Origin of the sequence: Streptomyces clavuligerus (assembly GCF_005519465.1) — a bacterium.
In the GTDB taxonomy this organism is placed as follows: domain Bacteria; phylum Actinomycetota; class Actinomycetes; order Streptomycetales; family Streptomycetaceae; genus Streptomyces; species Streptomyces clavuligerus.
On record NZ_CP027858.1, the window covers coordinates 683,501 to 704,157 of the forward strand.

The 20,657-nt window shown below is 72.3% G+C and carries 16 protein-coding genes; 9 read left to right on the forward strand and 7 right to left on the reverse strand.

The window, feature by feature from the left end; translation table 11 throughout:
- The first annotated feature begins 551 nt into the window (after positions 1-551).
- On the forward strand, positions 552-1,760 hold the full coding sequence (locus CRV15_RS02760; protein ID WP_003962435.1) for a ricin-type beta-trefoil lectin domain protein: 1,209 nt from the start codon (positions 552-554) through the stop codon (positions 1,758-1,760).
- Between the two features lie 297 nt (positions 1,761-2,057).
- On the opposite strand, the gene CRV15_RS02770 is transcribed toward CRV15_RS02760, so the two are convergent.
- The 4 genes from CRV15_RS02770 to CRV15_RS02785 form a co-directional block, all read right to left on the reverse strand.
- A complete protein-coding gene (locus CRV15_RS02770) occupies positions 2,058-2,444 on the reverse strand; it encodes a hypothetical protein (protein WP_003957687.1) in 387 nt (128 codons plus the stop codon).
- A gap of 122 nt (positions 2,445-2,566) precedes the next feature.
- The gene (locus CRV15_RS02775; RefSeq protein ID WP_003957686.1) at positions 2,567-6,598 is read right to left on the reverse strand and encodes a GDSL-type esterase/lipase family protein; all 4,032 of its coding nucleotides are present in this window, start codon (positions 6,596-6,598) and stop codon (positions 2,567-2,569) included.
- 203 nt (positions 6,599-6,801) lie between these two features.
- On the reverse strand, positions 6,802-7,371 hold the full coding sequence (locus CRV15_RS02780; protein WP_003962433.1) for a hypothetical protein: 570 nt from the start codon (positions 7,369-7,371) through the stop codon (positions 6,802-6,804).
- A 411-nt stretch (positions 7,372-7,782) separates the two neighbouring features.
- A complete protein-coding gene (locus CRV15_RS02785; protein ID WP_009997969.1) occupies positions 7,783-8,445 on the reverse strand; it encodes an isochorismatase family protein in 663 nt (220 codons plus the stop codon).
- Positions 8,446-8,620: 175 nt separating this feature from the next.
- On the opposite strand from CRV15_RS02785, the gene CRV15_RS02790 reads away from it, so the two are divergent.
- On the forward strand, positions 8,621-10,537 hold the full coding sequence (locus tag CRV15_RS02790) for a M64 family metallopeptidase (RefSeq protein WP_009997968.1): 1,917 nt from the start codon (positions 8,621-8,623) through the stop codon (positions 10,535-10,537).
- Between the two features lie 105 nt (positions 10,538-10,642).
- Here the strand turns inward: CRV15_RS02790 and CRV15_RS02795 are convergent, their stop codons facing one another.
- A complete protein-coding gene (locus tag CRV15_RS02795) occupies positions 10,643-10,879 on the reverse strand; it encodes a DUF397 domain-containing protein (protein WP_003962430.1) in 237 nt (78 codons plus the stop codon).
- Positions 10,880-11,740, reverse strand: coding sequence for a helix-turn-helix domain-containing protein (locus tag CRV15_RS02800; RefSeq protein ID WP_009997966.1), 861 nt, complete (start codon positions 11,738-11,740; stop codon positions 10,880-10,882).
- A gap of 126 nt (positions 11,741-11,866) precedes the next feature.
- Here CRV15_RS02800 and CRV15_RS02805 point away from each other — a divergent pair, with 126 nt between their 5' ends.
- Positions 11,867-12,442 (forward strand): ATP-binding protein, encoded by a 576-nt coding sequence (locus tag CRV15_RS02805; RefSeq protein ID WP_009997965.1) that lies wholly within the window; start codon positions 11,867-11,869, stop codon positions 12,440-12,442.
- Positions 12,443-12,450: 8 nt separating this feature from the next.
- On the forward strand, positions 12,451-12,870 hold the full coding sequence (locus CRV15_RS02810; RefSeq protein WP_003962427.1) for a hypothetical protein: 420 nt from the start codon (positions 12,451-12,453) through the stop codon (positions 12,868-12,870).
- 986 nt (positions 12,871-13,856) lie between these two features.
- On the opposite strand, the gene CRV15_RS02815 is transcribed toward CRV15_RS02810, so the two are convergent.
- Positions 13,857-14,789 (reverse strand): MmyB family transcriptional regulator, encoded by a 933-nt coding sequence (locus tag CRV15_RS02815; protein ID WP_009997964.1) that lies wholly within the window; start codon positions 14,787-14,789, stop codon positions 13,857-13,859.
- Between the two features lie 375 nt (positions 14,790-15,164).
- On the opposite strand from CRV15_RS02815, the gene CRV15_RS02820 reads away from it, so the two are divergent.
- From CRV15_RS02820 to CRV15_RS02840, 5 genes are all read left to right on the forward strand, one after another.
- Positions 15,165-15,833, forward strand: a complete 669-nt coding sequence (locus tag CRV15_RS02820; RefSeq protein WP_009997963.1) for a helix-turn-helix domain-containing protein — start codon at positions 15,165-15,167, stop codon at positions 15,831-15,833.
- 94 nt (positions 15,834-15,927) lie between these two features.
- Positions 15,928-16,458, forward strand: coding sequence for a hypothetical protein (locus CRV15_RS02825; RefSeq protein ID WP_003962424.1), 531 nt, complete (start codon positions 15,928-15,930; stop codon positions 16,456-16,458).
- 4 nt (positions 16,459-16,462) lie between these two features.
- On the forward strand, positions 16,463-17,752 hold the full coding sequence (locus CRV15_RS02830; RefSeq protein WP_003962423.1) for an ROK family transcriptional regulator: 1,290 nt from the start codon (positions 16,463-16,465) through the stop codon (positions 17,750-17,752).
- Between the two features lie 342 nt (positions 17,753-18,094).
- Entirely contained in the window at positions 18,095-18,565 is a 471-nt protein-coding gene (locus CRV15_RS02835; RefSeq protein ID WP_003962422.1) for a cation:proton antiporter regulatory subunit, read from the forward strand.
- A gap of 1 nt (position 18,566) precedes the next feature.
- Positions 18,567-19,871, forward strand: a complete 1,305-nt coding sequence (locus CRV15_RS02840) for a cation:proton antiporter (protein WP_003962421.1) — start codon at positions 18,567-18,569, stop codon at positions 19,869-19,871.
- Positions 19,872-20,657 lie beyond the last annotated feature (786 nt).

Below are 20,657 nucleotides of genomic sequence, written 5' to 3' on the forward strand. Positions count from 1 at the left end.
GCGCGGCGGCTCGACTGCGGATGCATGGAGAAAGCGCTTACGGAAAGCGCTTTCGCCAAGCTACAAAGCCGCGCCGCCCTCGGCAAGCCCTCCTTCTTCCGCCACTCGGCCCGGGGAAGGGCCACCCGCACCCCGTGCGCGGCCGAACGACTGCCTCGGCCCAGGGGCGAGTGGGCCGAAGGGGCGCGTGACCGCCGAAAGCGGGGAGCGGGCCCCTGTCTCCTCTGGGCCGGGCGTTTGCCTCGACCCTGCGGCGAGTGAGCCGAAGGGGTGCCGCGAGTGCCGAAAGCGGAGAGCGCGCCCCTGTCTCCTGGGCTGGACGTTTGCCTCGACCCCGCGGCGAGTGAGCCGAAGGGGTGCCGCGGGCGCCGAAAGCGGAGAGCGCGCGGAGGTTCCGAGGAACGAGGAACCGAGCACGGTCGACCGTCGGCGCACGCTCTGGCACCCCGGAGGCGAACCGAGCCACAAAAAGGGCGGGGCGGCTCAACTTGGTCGGCTGACCTGCCGATAGGGACGCCGAACGGATATATCCGACTGAAAGGCACCATCTCATGGCATGGCAGACAGCGCTCCGGCGCGCCTCGTGCCGGACCCCGCGCCGGCACCGTACGCGATCCCTCGCCCGTACCCTCCTCGCGACGGCGGCGACGCTGCTGACGGCGGCGGGCACGGCGCTCGTCCCGGTGTCCGACGCGGTCGCTTCGGAGACTCCCGGCAGCTACACCAACTACGGATTCCCGGTCGGCACCTCCGGGTTCTCGGACATCACCTTCCGTACCACGGTCACCCAGGACCCCGGCCAGGCGGCCAACGTCTTCTGGAGCCACCAGTTCGACTTCACCGGAGGGCACACCGCGTACACCGGGATGCAGGCCAACGGTCCCGATCAGCAGCGCACCTTCCTCTTCTCGGTCTGGGACGCGACCGAGGCGAAGGCGGGGAGCACGGGCAGCGAGTGCGTCGACTTCGGCGGTGAGGGCGTCGGCAAGAGCTGCCGACTGCACCGCGAGTGGGTGCAGGGGCACACCTACCGCACCACCGTCACCCATGAGGGCGATCGCTGGTTCGCGGCGACCGTGACCGACGAGACGACCAAGGACAGCTTCACCCTGGGCAGCATCCGGGCCGCCGCTTCGACGATCTCACCGAGCGGCATGGTCGACTGGACCGAGTATTTCGAGTGGAACGACCCCCGGGCCTCCTGCTACGACCAGCCCTACTCACGGGCCGAGTTCGGACTGCCGAAGGGTGACAAGGAAACCGTGTCCGCCTCCGTCTCCTCGACGAAGGTCAGCGCGGCCTGTGCCAAGGTGAGCCAGGTGGACAGGACCACGACCGGCAGCGTCCAGACCAACGGCATCGGCAACTCCGTCCGCGGACCGATCACCGGTCTCGGCGGCAAGGTGATCGACGCCTCGGGCGGGGCCACCAACGGCACCAAGGCGATCCTCTACCGCGCGACCGGCAAGGCCAATCAGGCATGGGTCCTCGGCGCGGACGGGGCCGTGCACCTGATGAAGAGCGGACTCTGTCTCACCGTCGCGAACAACGCGACCGCCGCCGGCAGCCCCGTCCAGGTCTCGACCTGCGACGGAGGCACCGGCCAGCAGTGGCGGGCCCAGAACGGCACCCTGCTCAACCCGGCCTCCAAACGCTGCCTCGCCCCGCACGGCGGCTCCTCGGCCAACGGCACCGCCCTCGAACTCGCCGACTGCGACGGCGGCACCCCCCAGAAATGGACCGTCCCGGTGACGCCCTGATTCTTTGTGGCTCGGTTCGCCTCCGGGGTGCTGAAGCGTGCGCCGACGGTCGACCGTGCTCGGCCGCTCGTTCCTCACGGCCTGCGCGCGCTCTCCACTTTCGGCACCCGCGGCACCCCTTCGGCTCACTCGCCTCAAGGCGGAGGCAAACGCCCGGCCCAGGGACGGGGCAGGGCAAAGGGCGAGGGCTCACTCGCCCCGGGGGAACCGCCCCGGGACGGGGCCATCGTCCACGCCGACACGGGGCACGGGGCACGGGGTAATCGTCCGGCCCGGAGGCGGGCGCAGGCGGGCCGTTCACCTCCGGGCAGGCTCGACGCCCGCCAGGGCTCCCGCCGTCAGGGCGTACGCGATGAGGACGGCGAACGGCATATGGCCGCCCACGCTGTCGATGTCGTCGATGAACCAGCCGGAGACCAGGAACCAGACGAAGCCGCCGACGACGGCGAGCAGGACGGTGCCTTTCTCCCGCATCAGCCGCATACCGGCCCACAGCAGGATCGGCATGAGAATCCACGAGGCACCCGTGGCGAAACCGAACTCGACGATGCCGCCCCAGGGGCCGTCATCGGCTCCCGCTTCACGGGCCGAGGTATACCCGACGGACATGACGGAGTGGCAGACGGCCGCGGCGACCGCGGCGGCGAGGGTGCCCTTGAGAAGTCGTACGCGGTGAAGTGGCATGGCGAATCCTAGCCCGGGACACGGCGATGGGCCCCGGCGCGGAGTGCGCCGGGGCCCATCGTTTCAGACCGTTCACATCGTTCGGACCGGGACGTGATCAGTGACGATCCGTCCGGGGACCCCTACAGGTGGCGGTCCAGGGCGTTGGCGTAGAGACGCGCGCCCTCGATCTTCGGGTGGAAGGACTTCATCGACGGCAGGGGCGCGTCCGTGTCGGCCTCGGAACGGCCGCTGAGCACGATGCCGTGGATGGACTCGGGGTTACCGCAGACGGCCTTGCCCGCGAAGTCCTGCGCGGGGTTGACGTACGTGGCGCCGACAGCCGCCGCCGCGTTGCCCATCTCCGTCGCCAGGTGCGGGGCGACCTGCTCGTTCAGCCACGGCGCCTCGCCGGTGCCGATGCCCGGGATGCACTGGCCGAGCCCGCTGAGGAGCGGCGGGTAGCCCATGAGGAAGATCTTGGCGTTCGGAGCCGCGGTCTTGATCTCGTTGAGCACCCTGATGATCTTCGGCTTGACCTGATTGGTGATCCAGCCGGGGATGAAGTTCTTCAGCGGCCCGCTCTTCGTCCCGGTGTCGTCACCCGTGTTCGGGTCCGGAACGCCGATCTCGGCGTCCTGGCACATCAGCAGACCGGCCTTGTAGATGCACTCCTCGATGATGGGCACGAACAGGCTGTCGTTGCCGCCGACGGCGAGGGTGACCATGTCGGTGTTGTTGTCCAGGTAGCCCAGCTCCATCTGCGGCAGGGAGTTCTCCTGGAGCTTCCCGCCCTTCCAGATGTTGAACGTCTGCGCTCCGGAACAGGCGATGAAGTTCAGGTCGACATCACCGTAGGCGTCGGAGATGGCGCCGATGGACTGGGTCTTGCCGGGCAGGGTCGCCTGCCGGACCCAGGCGTGCTTGGAGCGGTGGCAGGTGTTCTTCACCTCGGTGCCGCCGAGGGACTCCTTGTAGTCCGTCTCGCGGAAGTAGTCCTTGCCGCCGTCGGTGTCGGCGCCCTCGCCCGAGGCGAAGGAGTCGCCCATGCCGACCACGTGGGTCGGGTTGGAGCTGAGCTTCTGGAAGGCGACGGCGTCCCACGCGATGTCGACGCCGACCTTCTCCTCGGTGATGTTGGAGAGGGACACCGACGGGGTGCCGGTGAAGTTGAAGACACCGAGCGAACGCCACTCGTTGCTGCGGATGCGCTGCGGGGCGACCCGCTGCGGCGAGGTGGAGTTGGTGCCCGACACCGTGTACTTGGCATGCTGCGAGCGGGCCGCGACATTCGGCATGTGGACGAGGACACGGGTCCAGCCGGAGACCGTGCTCGGGCCGGTCCAGGTGCCGGTGACCTTCATCCGGGGCGCCTCGGCGGAGGCGGCCTTACGGGTGGTGGAGAACCACATGTGGTTGCCGTAGCCCACGCCGAGCTGATGGGTGTCCATCTTGGCCGAGGGTGAGGCGAAGTTGAACGAGAACGAGCCTGACGACTGCGCGGTGTCCGTGCAGCGCCGGAAGTCCGCGCCCGCGATCCGCTGGCCGGTGTTCACGTTGTCGACGATCGTGGTGCCGATCGGCAGTCCGGAGTTGCACCGGGGCGGGTGCGAGTTGCCGTCCGCCTCCTCGGGATAGGTGCTGTTGAAGCGGAACAGCTCGAAGCCGCACATCGAGCTCTCGCACTTCTTCCACTCGACCTTCGCGTTCCACCAGCACTTCCAGTCCGCGCGCTGGCACGGGCCGGTCGCGGGCGAGTCGTTCGACGCGCCGTCCTGGATCTTCATCGGGTCGCACTCGTTGGAAGTGTTGCAGAAGAGACCGACCGGGGGCTTGGCCAGGGTACGGAAGGACGTCTGGGTCCACCACGCGGCACGGTAGCCGTGGACCATCTTGCCCGGCTCCTCCAGGGCCTCCAGCGGGCGGGCGGCCCAGCCGATGACCTTCTCGGGGTAGGGCCAGAACTGCGGCTTGGCGGCGTGGGAGTAGTCGTCCGCGCCGGTCGGACCCTCCAGGAACGGGGTGCGGTTCGGCTTGTAGGTGGGGTTGGCGGGGTTGTTGGCCCAGCCCACGCCCCACTTGCCGCTGTTGGTGCCCGCGTTCGCCTGGGGGTAGAAGCCCGAGTTGTAGGCCCACAGGGCGAAGAACCAGTTCTCGATGTGCTTGGGGTCGCCGTTGTTGACGGTCATCCCCTCGCCGCGGGTCTGGTTCCACTTCTCGGCGAGGATGTTGACACCTGCCGCGACGTTCGCGGTGTAGTCCAGCGCCACGGCCTCCTGGTAGAGACGCGGCTTGGACGGCCGGACGGTGCCGTTCTCGTACGGCTTGTTCGGCAGCCGCATGCCGTCGGTGACCTGGGTGATGCCGTAGCCGCAGTCGGCGGCCTTCCAGTTGATCAGCCACGGGTCGCTGACCTGGCCGTGCGCGTTGTGCTTGACGCCGTAGTAGTTGCCGATGAGGCTGTTGGCGGTGGTGCCCGGCGCGGCGAAGCGGGTGGCCTGCCACATGTTGGATTCCTGGGCGGTGATGCCGAGGAACACCTGCGCCGGGATGCGTCCGCCGCCCGTGAGCGCGGTGAGACCGCCGGCGAGGGCCTGCGGCGAGTAGGCGCCCATGCCCATGTTCTTCCAGTTGGCCGGGCGGGAGACCTTCGCGTCGAGGGTGCCCTCGATGGCGCGGTTGACGGCCCACTCGATCTGCCGCGGCTTGGGCTGGAACGCCTGCTTCTGCGGGTTGCCGCGCTCGACGGCGCAGGTGCGCTCCGCCTCCGGCTCGGCGATGCTCAGCCGGGCCTTGCCGCCCGCCGTGCTCGGGCTGCCCGCGGGGGCGACGCCGAGCGCCGGGGAGCGGCCGGCGCCCTCGGCCGGGTCCGGGTTGACCGGGGCGGCGGCCGGGTTGGCCTCCAGCACCGAGTCACGGCCGGTGGGCAGGTGCCGCATCGCGATGCGGGCCGTACGCGCCTGGGCGTACTCCTCGGGCCGGATGCGGGTGTCCTTGCCGTCGGCCCAGGAGCTGAACACGGAGGAACGCGCCTTGGTGGAGACGACGGCGTCCTTGTCCAGGCCACCGGGGTTGCGCACGCTCGCGGGGAGGGCGCCGACGTTCTTCGCGTGGCCGGTGACGACCGCGGTGCCGTCCGCGGAGCGGGTGAGGTCGACCGAGGTCAGATTGCCCTCGGCGACGGTGCGCGCCTTCGCGGCCCGGCCCTTGACCTCACCACCGGTCAGATACTTGACCCGGGAGGTCTGGCCGGCGGACGCCAGCTCGTCGGAGCGGGCCCCGGCGGCACGGGCCTTGCCGGCCTTCTTCGCGTCGTGCTTGCGGTCGACGAAGGCGAGGCCGCCCTCCTTGGTCACCGACAGGCTGAAGGGCACGTTGTCGGTGCGGGTGACCAGCGTGGAGCGGCCGTCCTGGCCGACCCGCACGATCGCGTTGCCCTGGGCGGCGACGATGCCGTCGCGGGTCGGGACCGCGGAGGTCACCTGGCCCTTGACGGTGATCGGCTTCGCCGTCTTCCCGTTGCGGGCGTCGACGGTGATCAGCCGCGTCTCGTTCTTCTTCGACGTCTTCTCGTCGGTGAACTGCGACAGGACCGCCTGCTCGCCGTCGCCGCAGCCGGGCGAGAAGTAGGCGAGGCTGGCCTGGTACGGGAGCTTCTCGACCGCGCCCGTGTTCAGGTCGACGGTGGCCGTGAACGCGCCACGGGCCATCAGGTCCAGCTTGTTGGTGAAGGTGCGGGGCGCGTACGCGACCACGGCACGGTCACCGGAGGCGGTGACGCAGGCGTTGCCGATCCAGGTGTCGGTGTCGACGAAGCCGGGCTCGGCCAGCGTCGCGGCCGTCTTCCAGCGGTAACCGTCCTTCTCGTCGGCGGTCAGCAGATGGAAGCCGGTGGCGTCACCGATCGTGGTCCACGCGGTGTCGGTGGACGTGGTGTACCCGGAGCCGAGGACCTTGGTGCGGTCCTTGGCCGGAACCCGGTCCTTGTGGCCTTCCTTGTCCGCGCGGGCGGCGGGCTCGGCGCCCTCGGACCAGCCCTCGGCGGCGTTGGCGGGAGGCGTCGGTTCGGCGGCGTTGGCGTACAGCGCGCTGCCGAAGGCTATCGCCGTGGCAATGGCACAACTTATGGGAACGCGCGCGGCGTTGAGCCCATAACTGCGCTTGGATCTGCTCAAAGCGGTGGGATTCCTTTCCGAATGGTGCCGCTTGTTCTGCATGGCCCCGGCCGATTCGGCGGGGGCACGGTGGTGTCCGCTCCGACAGACGCCCGGAGTCCGGGGAAATTCCATGGAAATTCCATGAAAAACAGACCGGACAGGCGTACTTCGGACAGCGGGAAGCCGTGCTCCCCGGTGGGGAACACGGCTGCGAAAGTGGTTCAGACCTTTGTCTGGGGGGAGCCGAGCAGCTCCCAGGTGACGGGGCCCCTGCCGTCGCCTTCGAGGTCGTAGACGACGGTCGCGTCGGTGGACCACCACTGACCGTCGTAGTCGACCGGTGCCGCATGGCAGTTCAGGCCGGTGGAGTTGGCCCAGGCGGCGTTGAGGTCGGCGGTGACGTCGCAGGTCCGGCTGGACCGTACGGTGTCGGACCCGGTGGCGGTGGGGCGGCTCTCCAGCCGCGTGGTCACCTTGACCGAGGTGAAACGCTTGCTCCGGTCGATGACCTGGTCCACCAGGATGCCCCAGTGGAGGACGGTGCGTCCGGTCACCGGACCGGTGGCGCCGGACTGGATCTGGACGCAGTTCTCCGCGTGGACCTGGGTGTCGGGTTTGTCTCCGGGCAGGTCGAGATCGCGGCTGTCGCCCGGGGTCGCGCAGCGCAGCGCGGTACCGGCCGCCGGTCCGGCGGGGGCGGCGGAGGCAGGAGCCGCGAGGGCCGCCCCACCGCCCAGGAACGCCAGTGCGGCGATGACGGCGGTCGTCCTTCTGGGCGCACAACGACGCACGGAATCTCCTGAGAAAAAGACACACTTCGCCGGATGGATGCCCTTGATGACCGGCCGGTGGCTCCGGAAAGTCACCGGCTGATCATGAAGAGATCATGAGTAGACACCCCAACACGCCGCCTTATCAAGCCTGATTCCCAAAAAAATGGCGTGATCGCTCGCTCTCCACCGCAGATTTCCGTCCCGTCCGCCGGTCGGACATCACTCGGCGATAACTCCCGACCGAACTTCCGGTAAAACGCGACTTCTTACGGATTCATCTGCCATCTTTCGGACTATGTACCCTCTTTCCGTCCTCGTTAATTGAGCCAGATTCAGTGCGGGATCAGCCATGTTGCGCAAAGGATGTTTGAACATCCCGATGTTGGATCGGACAGCGACCCGTCCGGGCGGTACCGCGGCCATAGGGTTTCAGCCAGGGACACCGCCCGACGGCGCGGTGAAGCCGACCCGGTCCGCCGAGCGCACCAGCTCCGGATCGTCGCCCAGGGCGTGTTCGGCCACCCGGGAGACCACCGGGGCCGGGATGTCGTCCAGGCCGTAGGTGGCATGGGTGTCATGGGGCAGCACCACGGCGAACCCCCGCTCGACCGCGCCCGCCGCCGTGGCGCTCACACACATCTCGGAGAGCACCCCGGCGATCACCACCCGTCCGACGCCCCGGCCGCGCAGCAGCTCCGCGAGGCCCGTCCCCGCGAAGCCGTCGTCCTCGTCCTTGCGCACGACATGCTCACGGTCCGACTCCCGCACCGGCAGCAGCAGCTCCCAGCCGGGGGAGCCGGGCTCGTCCACCGCGCCCGGCTCCCCGTCGTTGCGCAGATGCACCACGACCGCGCCCGCCGCACGGGCCCGCTCCAGCAGGGCCGCCAGCCGCAGCGTCAGCCCGGCCGCGTCCGGCACGGCGTGGGACCCGGTCAGAAAGGCGCTCTGCGCGTCGACGAGGATCAGCGCCTGCGCGTCGGCCGCGCTCTCCCGGTACGGCGCCGAGACCCAGACCCCCTCGTGGACACGGCCCCCGTCGGCGGGGGCCGCCCCGGCGGCCCGCTGCTCCCCGGTCCCGACTGTCTCCTGCACGCTTCCCACCTCATATGATCGACGATCCCCCCACCGTAACCGGCTGTCGTGACGGACCGTCACGACCGACGGCGGGCCCCGGGCCGCCCGGCATCGCGGAGCCTGCCGACCGGCCCGGCCGAATCCGGGGCGGCCTCCTTTACGGCCCCGGGGGCGGCCCCTACCCTCCGGGGGCATGACGCCGACCGGTGCACGACGCCCCCGCGGCACCTCACTGCTCGTCGCGGGCGCGACTCTGCTGGGCTCCCTCCTGCTGAACGCCGCGCCCTCCGCACAGGCGCGCGCCGGGGAGGCGCCGCTGACCGAGACCGCCGCCGTGGTCCCCGTCCGGACGACGGGACCGGCGGAGAAGCGTTTCAACCTGATCTTCCTGGGCGACGGCTACACCGCTGCCGAACTGCCCCGGTTCCGGGCCGACGTGGAGCGGCACCTCCAGACGCTGTGGTCGCTGGAGCCCTTCGCCTCGTACCGCTCGTACCTGAATGTGTGGGCGGTGGAGACGGCGTCGGCCGAGTCCGGTGTGGACTGCGACCCCGGGCTGTCCTCGCCGCGCCGGGACACCGCCCTCGGGATGGGCTTCTGGGGCGGCTGCGACCCGGCGTCGGTCCAGCGGCTGCTGACGGTGGACGGCACGGCGGCGCAGGCGCTGGCCGCCCTCGTCCCCGGAGCGGGCGCGGCCAACCGCCAGATCGTGGCGCTGGCCAACAGCACCACGTACGGCGGCGCGGGCGGCGCCCACGCCACGGCCTCCGGCGGCAGCGCCCTCTCGTCCCTCATCACCCCGCACGAGCTGGGCCACACCCTGGGCGGGCTCCAGGACGAGTACGACTACTACGCGCGGGGCGTCCCCGGCGGCACCCACCCCGGCGCGGAGCCCGCCTCCCGCCAGCACACGGTCCTCAGCGAGCCGCTGATGCGCGAGCGGCGCGCCAAGTGGTGGCGCTGGCTGGGCGAGCCCAGCGAGTCGGGCGGGGTCATCGGCCGCCACGAGGGCGGCCTCTATCTCACCCGGGGGGTGTGGCGGCCCAGCAGACACTCGATGATGCGGACGCTGGGCTATGCCTTCGACCAGGTCAGCCGGGAGATCCTGGTCCAGCGGACCGCGGCGCTGGTCGATCTGGTGCAGGGCCACACCCCCACGGGCGCGCCCGTCGGCGCCGACCGGGTGCTGTGGGTCGACACCCTGCACCCGGTGGGCGGGGAGCTGCGCGTGGTGTGGCGGGTGGACGGCCGCGAGGCGGGGGGCACGGGCAACGCCAGGACGCTGGATCTGCGCCCCCTCGGGCTCGGGCCCGGCCGGCACACCGTGACGGCGACCGTCACCGACCCCACGCCGTTCGTCCGCGACCCCGCGATCCGGGGCTCGTCCGCACTGACCCGCACTGTCACCTGGACGGTGGACCCGGGGCTGACCACCCCGTTCCGCCGCACGCCTGTCGCGTTCACGGCGCACACCCCGACGGACTCCCCGGTGGGGGCGCGGGGCGTGGTGTACGCGGACACCACGCACCCCGACGACGGCACCCCGGCGGTGCGCTGGAGTCTCGACGGGCGTCCGCTGGCCAACCCGGGCAACGACCGGGACCTGGATCTGGGGGCGCTGCGGCTGCCACCCGGCACCCACCGGCTCACGGCCGCGATCGCCGGGACGGACGCCCGGCTGAGCTGGACCGTGGACGCCACCCCCGCCGTCGCCGCCCCTGAGCTGTCGGAGCCGCTGCGGACCGTGCACCGGCCGGGACGGCCGGTGGAGTACGTCTACGACGGTCCGTTCACGATGCGGCTGACGGGCCGGGACGACCGCGGCGGCGCGGTGGTGACCCAGTTCCGCGTCGACGGCGACGGCTGGCAGACCTACTACGGCTGGCCCACGGACGCCCGGGAGCCCTATCGCTTCACCCCGGGCGGAACGGAGATCGACGGGCTGGTCCACGGCAAGCTGGGCACCCACCGGGGCGTGCCCTGGGAGGACGCGACCCCCGACTACGGAACGCATACGATCGAGTACCGCACGATCGACGCTTCGGGTAATATCTCTTCCGCGCGGCCCTTTCTGGTCACCCTGCTGCCTCCGCGGCGGGCCGCGCCCTGATGAGCTGCTGAAACGCCGCGATGGCGGGCGGGCAGCCGGGCCCGCACGCCATCGCGCTTCGTATGGATGTGTGTGGGGGATTTCCATCGCCCCGAACAGAACGGCTCAGGTGAGCAGGAAGTCCGCCTTGCCCGACTTCGCCCCCTGGATGAAGGCCGCGATCTCACCGGGTGTGTAGATCAGCGCGGGACTCTCCGGGTCCGCCGACTGGCGCACGGCCACCCGGCCGTCGGCGAGCTTCATGGTCTCGAAGCAGTTTCCGCCGTTGCCGCCGCTCCACGGCTTGTGCCAGCCGACCTCGCCGAGGTCGGTGGCGGGCATGCCGTTGTATACGTGATCCATTCACAGCTCCTTGCGAAGACCCCTCAGGATCTCCTTCGTGCGTTGTGCAGTCGCGGCCTGAGCCGCCATGCGGTCCAGAACCTCCAGATGGGAGGCGACCTCCGGACGCGCGTCGAGATAGACGGCCCCGGTCAGATACTCGCTGTAGACCATGTCCGGCAGCTCGGGCACCGCGAACCGGAACAGGACGAACGGTCCATAGGTACCGGGGTGGTGTCCGGTCGCGAACTCCGCGATCTGCAGGGTGACATGGGGCAGTTCCATGCCGTCGAGCAGCTTGTCGATCTGGCCTCTCATGACCTCCGGACCGCCGACGGGCCTGCGCAGGACCGTCTCGTCCATGATCACCCACAGCCGGGGGGCGTCCTCCCGGGTGAGCAGGGCCTGCCGCTGCATCCGCAGCGCCACATGGCGCTCGATGTCCTCGGGGTCGGTCTGTCCCACGGCCCCGCTGGTCATGATCGCCCGGGCGTAGCCCTCCGTCTGAAGCAGACCGGGGATGAAGTGGGGCTCGTACGAGCGGATGAGGCTGGCCGCCCCCTCCAGGCTGACGTACATGCTGAACCAGCCGGGCAGCACATCGTGGAACCGCTGCCACCAGCCCGGCTTGTTGGCCTCCTCGGCCAGCTCGATGAAGCCGCGCGCCTCTTCGTCGTCTATCCCGTAGGCACCCAGCAGCAGCTGGACATAGGGGATCTTCAGGGCGACCTCGGCGGTCTCCATACGGCGGATGGTGCCCGCGGCGACACGAAGGACCTTCGCGGCCTCCTCGCGCTTGAGCCCGGCCCGCTCCCGCAGATCCTGCAAGCGCTTGCCGAGGACGACCTGCCCCACGGTGGGGGCGGACCGCGGTTCACTCACTTCTCCGACCTCCCCACGTGCTGTTGCCGAGAAGTCTGCCATGGGCCCGCATCGATGAATATGCCCACTCTGAAAAATTCAGAGTGGCCCTTGCCAAGTTGTCCATTTCAGGGCGACAGTGGTCGGGTGAATCGTGACGCGCTCCACGCACCACTCCTGGACCCGTGCTCGGGGGTCGACCACCACAGGTACGGCTTCGAGCTGCCGGCGCGTGTCGAGTACGTCTCCAGAGCCCGTCGGCTGGCCCGCGCCCGACTGGAGCACTGGGGCATCGGCGGCGATGTCCACGACACGGTGATGCTGGTCCTCTCCGAGCTGGTCACCAACGCCGTCGTGCACAGCGGAAGCCATCTGATCGCCTGCGAGCTGCTGAACGGGGTGGAGCGGCTGCGGGTCAGCGTCCGGGACCAGGGCTGCGGGCCCGCCGGGCCGCGGGTCTGCCACACACCGTCGGCGGAGGAGCGCGGCCGGGGGCTGCTGCTGGTCGAGGCGGTCTCCACCGCCTGGGGCGCGCACGAGGCGCACCAGGGGACGGGGCGGACCGTCTGGGCGGAGGTGGCGCATCTGCGGGTTTCCCGCGGAGCGGAGTTCCCGGGGCCCGTCCGGGCCGCCGGGGAGCAGGGGCCGCCGCCCGCGGTACGGGCCACCAGGCCGGGCTCGCTGCACCGGGGACCCGCGCGGGGGACGGAGAGAGCGTGCTGAGGCACCGGATGTCCGCCGTCCGCTGGAGCGGGCAGCAGGGCACCGGCGGCCCCGCGTGCACCGGCGAGGGGCGGTCGCTGATCCGGCTGGAGCTGCCTCCGGCACTCGTGCCCACGCTGGGCTGCGACGCGGTCGGGGTCCCGGCCCGGCACGGCCTGGGGCTGCTGGCGCGGCTGCCGCGCAGCGGCTGTGTCTACGCCGACGCCGACTGGTGGTGGTGGATCGTGCCCACCGGCTCCGACGAGGAGCTGACCTGGCCGCTGCCCGCGCACTACGCGCCGGGGGCCCGGGTGCCGGGCTGCCGCCCCCGGCTGATCAGCTGGCCCGAGGACGGCAGCCCCTACACCCCGCCCATCCCGCTCTATCTGAACGTCTGCCAGCTCACGGGGGTCGAGCCCCGCTGGGCCGCCGCGGCGGCCCCGGGCTGACCGGCGTCCCGGTGCCGCACCGGATACGGCGTCCCGCGCACCCCGTGGGACGCGGCCCGCAGGACGAACCACGCACAACGCCAGAGGCGGTGGATACCGCAGACAGCGTAGAGGGAAGGGCAGCAGTACATCCGTCTCCCGTCCCCGGGGGCCGCGAGGCTCCGGGGGACCTCCCCCGGGAGGCGGGAAGCCCGATCGCACAGGCCGGACCACCGAGGGGGAAGGGGAGAGACCAGGCCCCCGCGCGGGGGAAGCCGGGGGCCTGGTCTCGGAATCCGGCCCGCTGCCGGCCACCCGATGGGGGAGGTGGCCGGACGGTGCGGGCCGTGAAGGCGGCGCGCCGGAGTGGGGGCTCCGGTGCGCCGCTCACCCGGGGAGGCCGTCAGCGGGGTACGGGGAAGGCGGCGGGGCCGCGCGGAACCGCGCGTCCCACCGTCCGCTCCTCGAAAAACACCTCGCTGTCGGCCGGGCGCGTCCCTTCGGGACGGATGGTTCCGTTCGGGACGGCTCCGTTCGGGGGCGGTTGCCGTCCGCCGCACCGCACCGTGCCCGGCGGGGCCGGACCCCGGGCCCGGCCGCCGCACCGGTGCGGTGGCCGCACCGGCCGTCCGGGTGCCGGTCCGCACCGGGCCGGGTCCGGTGCCGGGGACCGCCGTTCCCGGGAGGGATACCGACCGGTGGCCCCGAGGCCCCGCCCCGCGGGGGAGGCCGCGCGCCCGGCCGTCGGGGCGGCGGACAGCGCTCGGCGGCCCGTCCGGGAGGAGCCGGGCGGTGGTAAGTCTTCCGGGGACGGCTGCGGCATGACCGCCATCCTGCTGCTCCGGCGCAGACCTGACAAGAGTGTGAGACGGCCCGGGGCCGGGCGCGGCCGTCGGGCAGCGCTCGGCGGCCCGTCCGGGAGGGGCCGGGCGCCCGCGGGGCCGGACGCGGGCCCCGGTCCTCCCCCGTGGGACCGGGACCCGTCTCCCGGTGGCCCCGCTCGGGGCTCAGCCGCCGGAGACCGCCCGCAGATGGGACTTGCCCCGGCGGACCGTGGGGGTGGTGTGCTCCTCGTGCTCGCGCAGCACCAGCGTCATCCGCGTGTAGCCCCGGTCCTGGAGGCTCGCGGGGGTCTCGTCCACGATCCGGCACTCGGACCGCCCCCACCGGGGGTCCGGGTGGTGCAGCGGCCGGACCGCCCCGTCGTGGTGGACGGCCGCCGCGCCCGCCACCCGCATCCAGTGCGGCAGTCCGCAGCGGTAGGCGGCGTCCATGATGGGGTCGTCCGCGATCTCCCCGCGAATGGCCTGGAGCACCCCGTCGTCCTCGTACCGCTCCAGGGCGGATTCGAGCTGGGCGAGCAGCGGCAGGCACCAGCTCGTCTCCCGGTCGCCGAGGACGGCTCCGGCGTCGGGGTGGAAGAGGACGAACCGCAGGAAGTTCTGGTCCGGCATGGCCGTCGGGTGGGGCCCCATGGCCCGGAAGAGGGCCTGGAAGGCGGGGTTGACGTGGGTCACGTCCCAGCGGCGGTCGAAGAGGACCGACGGCAGCGGGACGGCGTCCATCATGGCGGCGTAGTCCCGCAGGTACTCCTGGGTGTCGGGGTCCTCGGCGAGGGGCCCGGTGCCGCTCGCGGCGGCCCGGGACTGCACCGGCGGCACCACGGGGGCGTGCGGACGGACCCGCACGGCGGGGAAGGCCGGTCCGGAGGGGCGCGCGGGGCCCATCGAGGAGGCCGTCGGGGCCGCGGGCGCGCCCAGTGGCCGGGTGGGTTCGCGGTCCACGGCGAGCCGGAACAGCCAGCCGCCCTGCTGGTCGGTCATCTCCAACGCCTTGACCAGCGCGTAGAGCTTGTCCTCGGTCCACTCCTCGGAGGGGGTGGCCTCCCAGTCGGTGTAGGTGCCGACGCTGATGTCGAGCCGGGCCGCGACCTCCGCCACGGTCAGGCCCAGTTCCTCCCTGCGCCCGCGGAGGATGTCCGACAGCCTTCTCGACCGGAGGGTCCCCCGGCCGTTCCCCGTCGTGCATGTCCGACGCCCGAGGAGACCTGACCGGCCGGAGCCCGTGTCATGTGTCATCGAGAACGCCACCCTTCTCGAAGTCCCGCTTGCGGCAGCGCCCTTTGGATCTTCACCCCGCTCCGCGATCCTGCTACCGGAAGCGCGGTCATGTCAACTATCGTGGCATTCTGCGACGCTGAACGTCCAGAACGCGCCACAGCTGTGGCAAGACCTGGCTGTGCGCCCGAGGAACGGTTACTCTCCGGGCAGCCAACTGTGTGCGGAGCCATCTCGCGTGATCTAGGAGACCCACTGGTGACAGACGGCTTCTTGGTTCCGGGCCCGGCAGCCGCAGGCGCCCTCGCGGCGTCGGTTGCCCGCGTCACCGAACTGGCGAACAGGCGCGGACTGGACCTCGGCGAGGTCTTCGGGGTGCACGGGCTCTCGGACGCCTCCGGAGTACCCGCCGACGTGGTCGCCGCCCTGCTGGAGGGCCGCGCCGCGGGCGAACCGGACCTCCAGGCCCGGTTCCTCCAGCGCCTCGGTCTGCTGCGCCGTACTCGTCTCAAACCCAATGGCCGCCGCTACACCCAGCAGGAGATCGCCGACGGCGCCGGGATGTCCCGGCAGCAGGCGGGCGCGCTGATCAACGGCGACCGCCGCCCCACCATGGAGCACTGCGACGCGATCCAGCGCTTCTTCGGGGTGCACGCGGGCTTCCTCACCGCCGACGACGCCGACGCCCTCAACAGCGCCCTGCTCCGCACCGAGCAGCGGCTGCTCCAGGAGCATGCCCAGCATGCCGCCGACACCGACCCGCTGGAGCGGCTGCTCCAGGACCACGGCGTCCGCGGCATCGCCTGGCGCGCCGCCCAGCTCCCCACCGACAAGCACCGCGACAAGGTCACCGAATGGCTCGACATGCTCCTGGAGAGCGTCAAGCCGGTGAATCCGGCCGATTCCCCAAAGCCGACGGAAACATGACTTCAGAAAACCCCTGATCCGGGTGCAGGGTTGAGCCGCACGCGCGCACGTGGCCACTGCGGGGGAGAGGAGAACGGTGAGCATTGGCAAGGAGATGCGACGGCTCTGCGGCGAGCTGGTGGCCGGGCTCGATCTGGCCGCCCCGGCGGAGCCCGCCGATCTCTACGCTTCCCTCTGCGCCCAGATGAGTTCGCGCCGCGGCCGGCCCGTCCGCTACCGCATGGCCACCTTCCCCCCGGGCACCGCCAGCGGGCTCTGGCTCGACATGACCGACCAGGACCTCATCGTCGTCGAGGAGCGCACCGCCCCCGACCACCAGCTCGTCATCCTCGGCCACGAGCTGTGGCACATGAACGCCGGACACTGCTCCCACCACATCGAGGGCGCGGCCGTCGCCGCCCGGCTGCTGTCGGACGAGGCGGACCTCCAGGACACCGTGCTGAAGGTGGTGGCGCGGACCCGTTTCGACAAGGACGAGGAGAACGAGGCCGAGAGCTTCGGCCTGCTGCTCGGCAGCAAGTGCCGGTCCTGGCTGGCGGGTTCCACCGGACGCGGCCACCGCCGCCGGGAAGGGCTCGCCGGACGGATCGAGGCATCCCTGGGATATCGCGGGCCCCAGGGCTGACCCGGTGGTCGAAGGCCCCCTCCGTCTCCGGCTGCCCTCCCTCCCCGCCCCGGGCCGGGACCCGCTGGAGCCGAAGGCGGGACGGGACACGGTACGGCGCCACAATCTGAGCCTGGTGCTGCGGGCGGTGCGGGACGCGGGCGAGATCACCCGCGCCGGGGTCGCCTCCCGGGTGGGGCTGACCCGCGCCGCGATCTCCTCCCTCGTGGAACAACTGCTGGAGCTGGGGTATCTCTCCGAGTCGGGCAAGACCTTCAGCGGACAGGCCGGACGGCCCGGCACCGTGCTCACGGTGGCGCGCACCGGGGTCGCCGGGATCGGCGTGGAGATCGACAGCCACGCGGTGAGCGTCTGCGTGGTGGACCTCGCCGGGACCGACCGGGTCCGTCTCGTCGAGCACCGGGACAACCGGTGCGCGCCGCCCGCCCAGGTGCTGCGGCGCGCGGCACTGATCGCCGCCCGGGCGCTCGGCGCGGCGGAGGAGCAGCGGCTGCGGCCGGTCGGCGTCGCGCTGGCGCTGCCCGGCCTGGTGGCCTCGGGCACGGTCCGGCAGGCCGCCGCCCTCGGGTGGACACGGGTGCCCGCCGAGGACTCCTTCGCCGCCGCGCTGGCGGCGCTGCGGCCCCGGCGGCCCGCGCTGCCCGTCCGCTCCGAGAACGAGGCCAATCTCGCGGCCCTCGCGGAGCTGTGGTTCGGCGGCCTCGGAACGGTCCGCACCTTTCTCTACCTCGGCGGGGAGACCGCCATCGGCGGAGCGCTCGTCATCGGCGGCGAGCTGCTGCGCGGGGCGCACGGCTTCGCCGGGGAGATCGGGCACACCCCGGTGGCACCGGACGGGCCCGAGTGCCGCTGCGGTGCCCGCGGGTGTCTGGAGCAGTACGCGGGACGGCTCGCGCTGCTGCGCGCCGCGGGCGTCGGCGGGCAGGACGACCCGGACACCACGGGTTCGGTGGCCGAGCTGGAACGGCGGGCGCGCGGCGGTGACGAGCGCGCGGTGGCCGCGCTGGAGCGGGCCGGGCTGATGCTGGGCCGGGTGCTGGCCGGGGCGGTGAACCTCTTCGACCCCGCCGCCGTCGTGCTCGGCGGGATCTATCGTCCGCTCTCCCCCTGGCTGGTGCCCCGGGCGGCGGGCGAGCTGTCCGCCCGGGCCGTCTCCGGGCTCTGGCCCCGCGCCGGAACGCGGCTGCGTCCCTCGTCGGCCGCCGCGGACGCGGCCCGGGGCGCGGCGGCCCTCGTGGTGCGGGACGTCCTCACCGACCCGCTGGCCCACGCGGAACGCGCTCCCGTGCCCTGACCGCCGCCCTGCCGCGGCACCGGCACCGCACCGGCACGGCACCGGCACCGGCGTTGCTCCTCGTCGCACCCGCCGATGCACCCGCCGTCGCACCGGCAGGGCACCGGGCGGCCCGGGGATCGCTCCGGAATCGCACCGGTACCACGCCCGGTTCGGCCCGCGCACCGTCCCGGGCTGCGGGCTCCGGGCACCGTCCGTGGTCCGGTGCTCCACCGCGCCGGGTGCCCTTACCCGGCCGCGAGCTGCGGTGATCTTCTTCGTAGACTGTTGCGTACACCTCATAACCACCCCACCGCTCACCCGCTCACGGTGAGCGGGTGAACCACGTCTTGGGAGGCGAGCATGGGCACCCGCCGCACCTCATTGCCCGGAGTCGGGACACAGTACGACTTCATCACCGAGGAAGGACGGCACATCTCCGTCGTCGTCCACCACGACGGCCGGCGCTTCCTCGGCTTCTACGCCTCCGAGGACCCCGACGCCTGCCAGTTGGAGGTGCCGCTCTCCTCCGACGAGGCCACCGCGCTGGCCCACCTCATCGACCCGGCGCCCATCGACGCCGTCCGCACCGACGGGATCGACCTCGTCACCGAGCACATCCCGGTCGGCGCGCGCTCCCCGTACTCGGGACGGCTCCTCGGCGAGACGGCGGCGCGCACCCGTACGGGCGCCTCCATCGTCGCCGTGCTGCGCCGCACCGGCGCCCACCCGTCCCCCGGGCCGGACTTCCGGCTCACCACGGGGGACACCCTGGTCGCCGTCGGCACCCGTGAGGGCGTGGACGCCCTCGCCGACATCATCGCCGGAGGCTGAGGTGCACGGGACCACCACCCTGCTGATAGAACTCGGCGCGATCATCATGGGCCTCGGGCTCATCGGCAGGTTCGCGGGCCGGATCGGACTCTCCCCCATCCCCCTCTATCTGCTGGTCGGACTGGCCTTCGGGACCGGTGGGCTGCTGCCGCTCAGCGCCAGCGAGGACTTCATCGCCGTCGGCGCCGAGATCGGCGTCATCCTGCTGCTGTTGCTGCTCGGCCTGGAGTACAGCGCGTCCGAACTCGTCGGCAGCCTCAAGACGCAGTACCCCTCCGGCCTGGTCGACTTCGTCCTCAACGCGCTGCCCGGGGCCGCTGCGGCGCTGCTGCTGGGCTGGGGGCCGGTCGCGGCGGTCGCGCTGGCGGGCGTCACCTGGATCTCGTCCTCGGGCGTGATCGCCAAGGTCCTCACCGACCTGGGGCGGCTGGGCAACCGGGAGACCCCCGTCGTCCTCGGCATCCTGGTGATGGAGGACCTGGCGATGGCGGTGTATCTGCCGCTGCTCACCGCGCTGCTGGCGGGCGTGGGGCTCGCGGGCGGCAGCATCACCCTGCTCATCGCGCTCGGCACCGTCGGCATCGTGCTCTATCTCGCGCTCCGGCACGGCCGGGTGATCAGCCGCGCGGTCTCCTCCGACAATCCCGAGATGCTGCTCCTCGTCGTCCTGGGGCTGACCCTGCTGGTCGCGGGCATCGCCCAGGAACTCCAGGTGTCCGCCGCCGTGGGCGCGTTCCTCGTCGGCATCGCCCTGTCGGGCGAGGTCGCCGAGGGCGCGCGCAAGCTGCTGACACCTCTGCGGGATCTGTTCGCGGCGGTGTTCTTCGTCTTCTTCGGGCTGTCGACCGACCCGAACGAGATTCCTCCGGTACTGCTGCCCGCGCTGCTGCTCGCGGTGGTCACCGCCGTCACCAAGGTCTTCACCGGCTGGTACGCGGCCCGGCGCGCGGGCATCGCGCCCAAGGGCAGGCTCCGGGCCGGTGGCGCCCTGGTGGCCCGTGGCGAGTTCTCCATCGTCATCGCGGGTCTCGCGGTCGCGACGGAGCCCCGGATCGGTCCCATCGCGACGGCGTATGTGCTGATCCTGGTCGTTCTGGGGCCGCTGGCGGCGCGCTGGACCGAGCCGCTGGTGCTGCCGCTGCTGGAACGCCGCACGGCGGGGGCGGGCACGACCTCGGGCACAGCCTCGGGCACGGCGGAGCCGTCGGCGCCCGCCGCCCCGGAGGCCGCGCCGGCCGCCGGGCCGAAGGCCCCGGAGCCCGCGGACCCCGAGGGCTCCCCCTCCCCCACGGGCCACGGCACCTGACGCTCCCGCAGCCGCGCACGGGGCCCGCTCGCACCCTCGGGTACGGGCGGGCCCCGTGCCGTGTTCGTGGGTGTCCACGAGGTACGGGGGCGGAAAGCGCCACGGCGGCGCGCGTTCCGCCCTCCGGGCCGCGGACGGTACGGGGTGACGCGCGCCCCATGGGGCGGACGGGGCAGGGGTGCCGGGCGATTCCCGTTCCGGGCTGTCTTCGTCGTGATCCACGAGGCCGGGAGCGGTTGCCACCGCGGGCTGTCTTCGTGGTGATCCGGGCGCCGGGCGCGGGGGAACCGACGGCGCGCGACCGGCGCGAGGAAGATCCGTGGTGCCTGTGGGCAGTGCCGTGCTCCCGAGCACGGTTCGGGTGCCCGCCGCCGGACCGGGCCTGCCGCCGTGGTCCGCCCCGGCCCCGGCGGCCGTCGCCGGGCTCCCGTGAATCCGCGCCACGAGGGCCGGACCCCTCCTCGGCCGCTGTCCCGCGCAGCGCTGCGGGCGGGGCGCGGTCGCCCCGGGCACGCGGGAGTTCCTCGTCCGGGAGGAGTGCTCCGCCGCCCTCCGCCGCGACGGTCCGGGGCGTCCGGGCCACGCGCCACGCGGGCCGTCGGAAGAGGAGTGCCCGCAGCGCGAGGGACTGGCCTTCCGGGCCACGCGCGCGGGCCGTCGCCTGTTCACGCCCCCCGGGCCGGGTGCCCCTCCCTCGGACACCCGGCCCTCCGTCCCTCCGGAGCCGTCGCGGCGGGGGACGGAGGGCCGCCGCCGCCCCACGGAGCGCCCCGGTACGGGTGCGCG

Bases quoted from the DNA above. Each gene is read 5' to 3' on its own strand.
- CRV15_RS02760 (WP_003962435.1), top strand. From the start codon at position 552: ATGGCATGGCAGACAGCGCTCCGGCGCGCCTCGTGCCGGACCCCGCGC.
- CRV15_RS02770 (WP_003957687.1), bottom strand. From the start codon at position 2,444: ATGCCACTTCACCGCGTACGACTTCTCAAGGGCACCCTCGCCGCCGCG.
- CRV15_RS02790 (WP_009997968.1), top strand. From the start codon at position 8,621: ATGACGCCGACCGGTGCACGACGCCCCCGCGGCACCTCACTGCTCGTC.
- CRV15_RS02795 (WP_003962430.1), bottom strand. From the start codon at position 10,879: ATGGATCACGTATACAACGGCATGCCCGCCACCGACCTCGGCGAGGTC.
- CRV15_RS02810 (WP_003962427.1), top strand. From the start codon at position 12,451: ATGTCCGCCGTCCGCTGGAGCGGGCAGCAGGGCACCGGCGGCCCCGCG.
- CRV15_RS02825 (WP_003962424.1), top strand. From the start codon at position 15,928: ATGCGACGGCTCTGCGGCGAGCTGGTGGCCGGGCTCGATCTGGCCGCC.
- CRV15_RS02835 (WP_003962422.1), top strand. From the start codon at position 18,095: ATGGGCACCCGCCGCACCTCATTGCCCGGAGTCGGGACACAGTACGAC.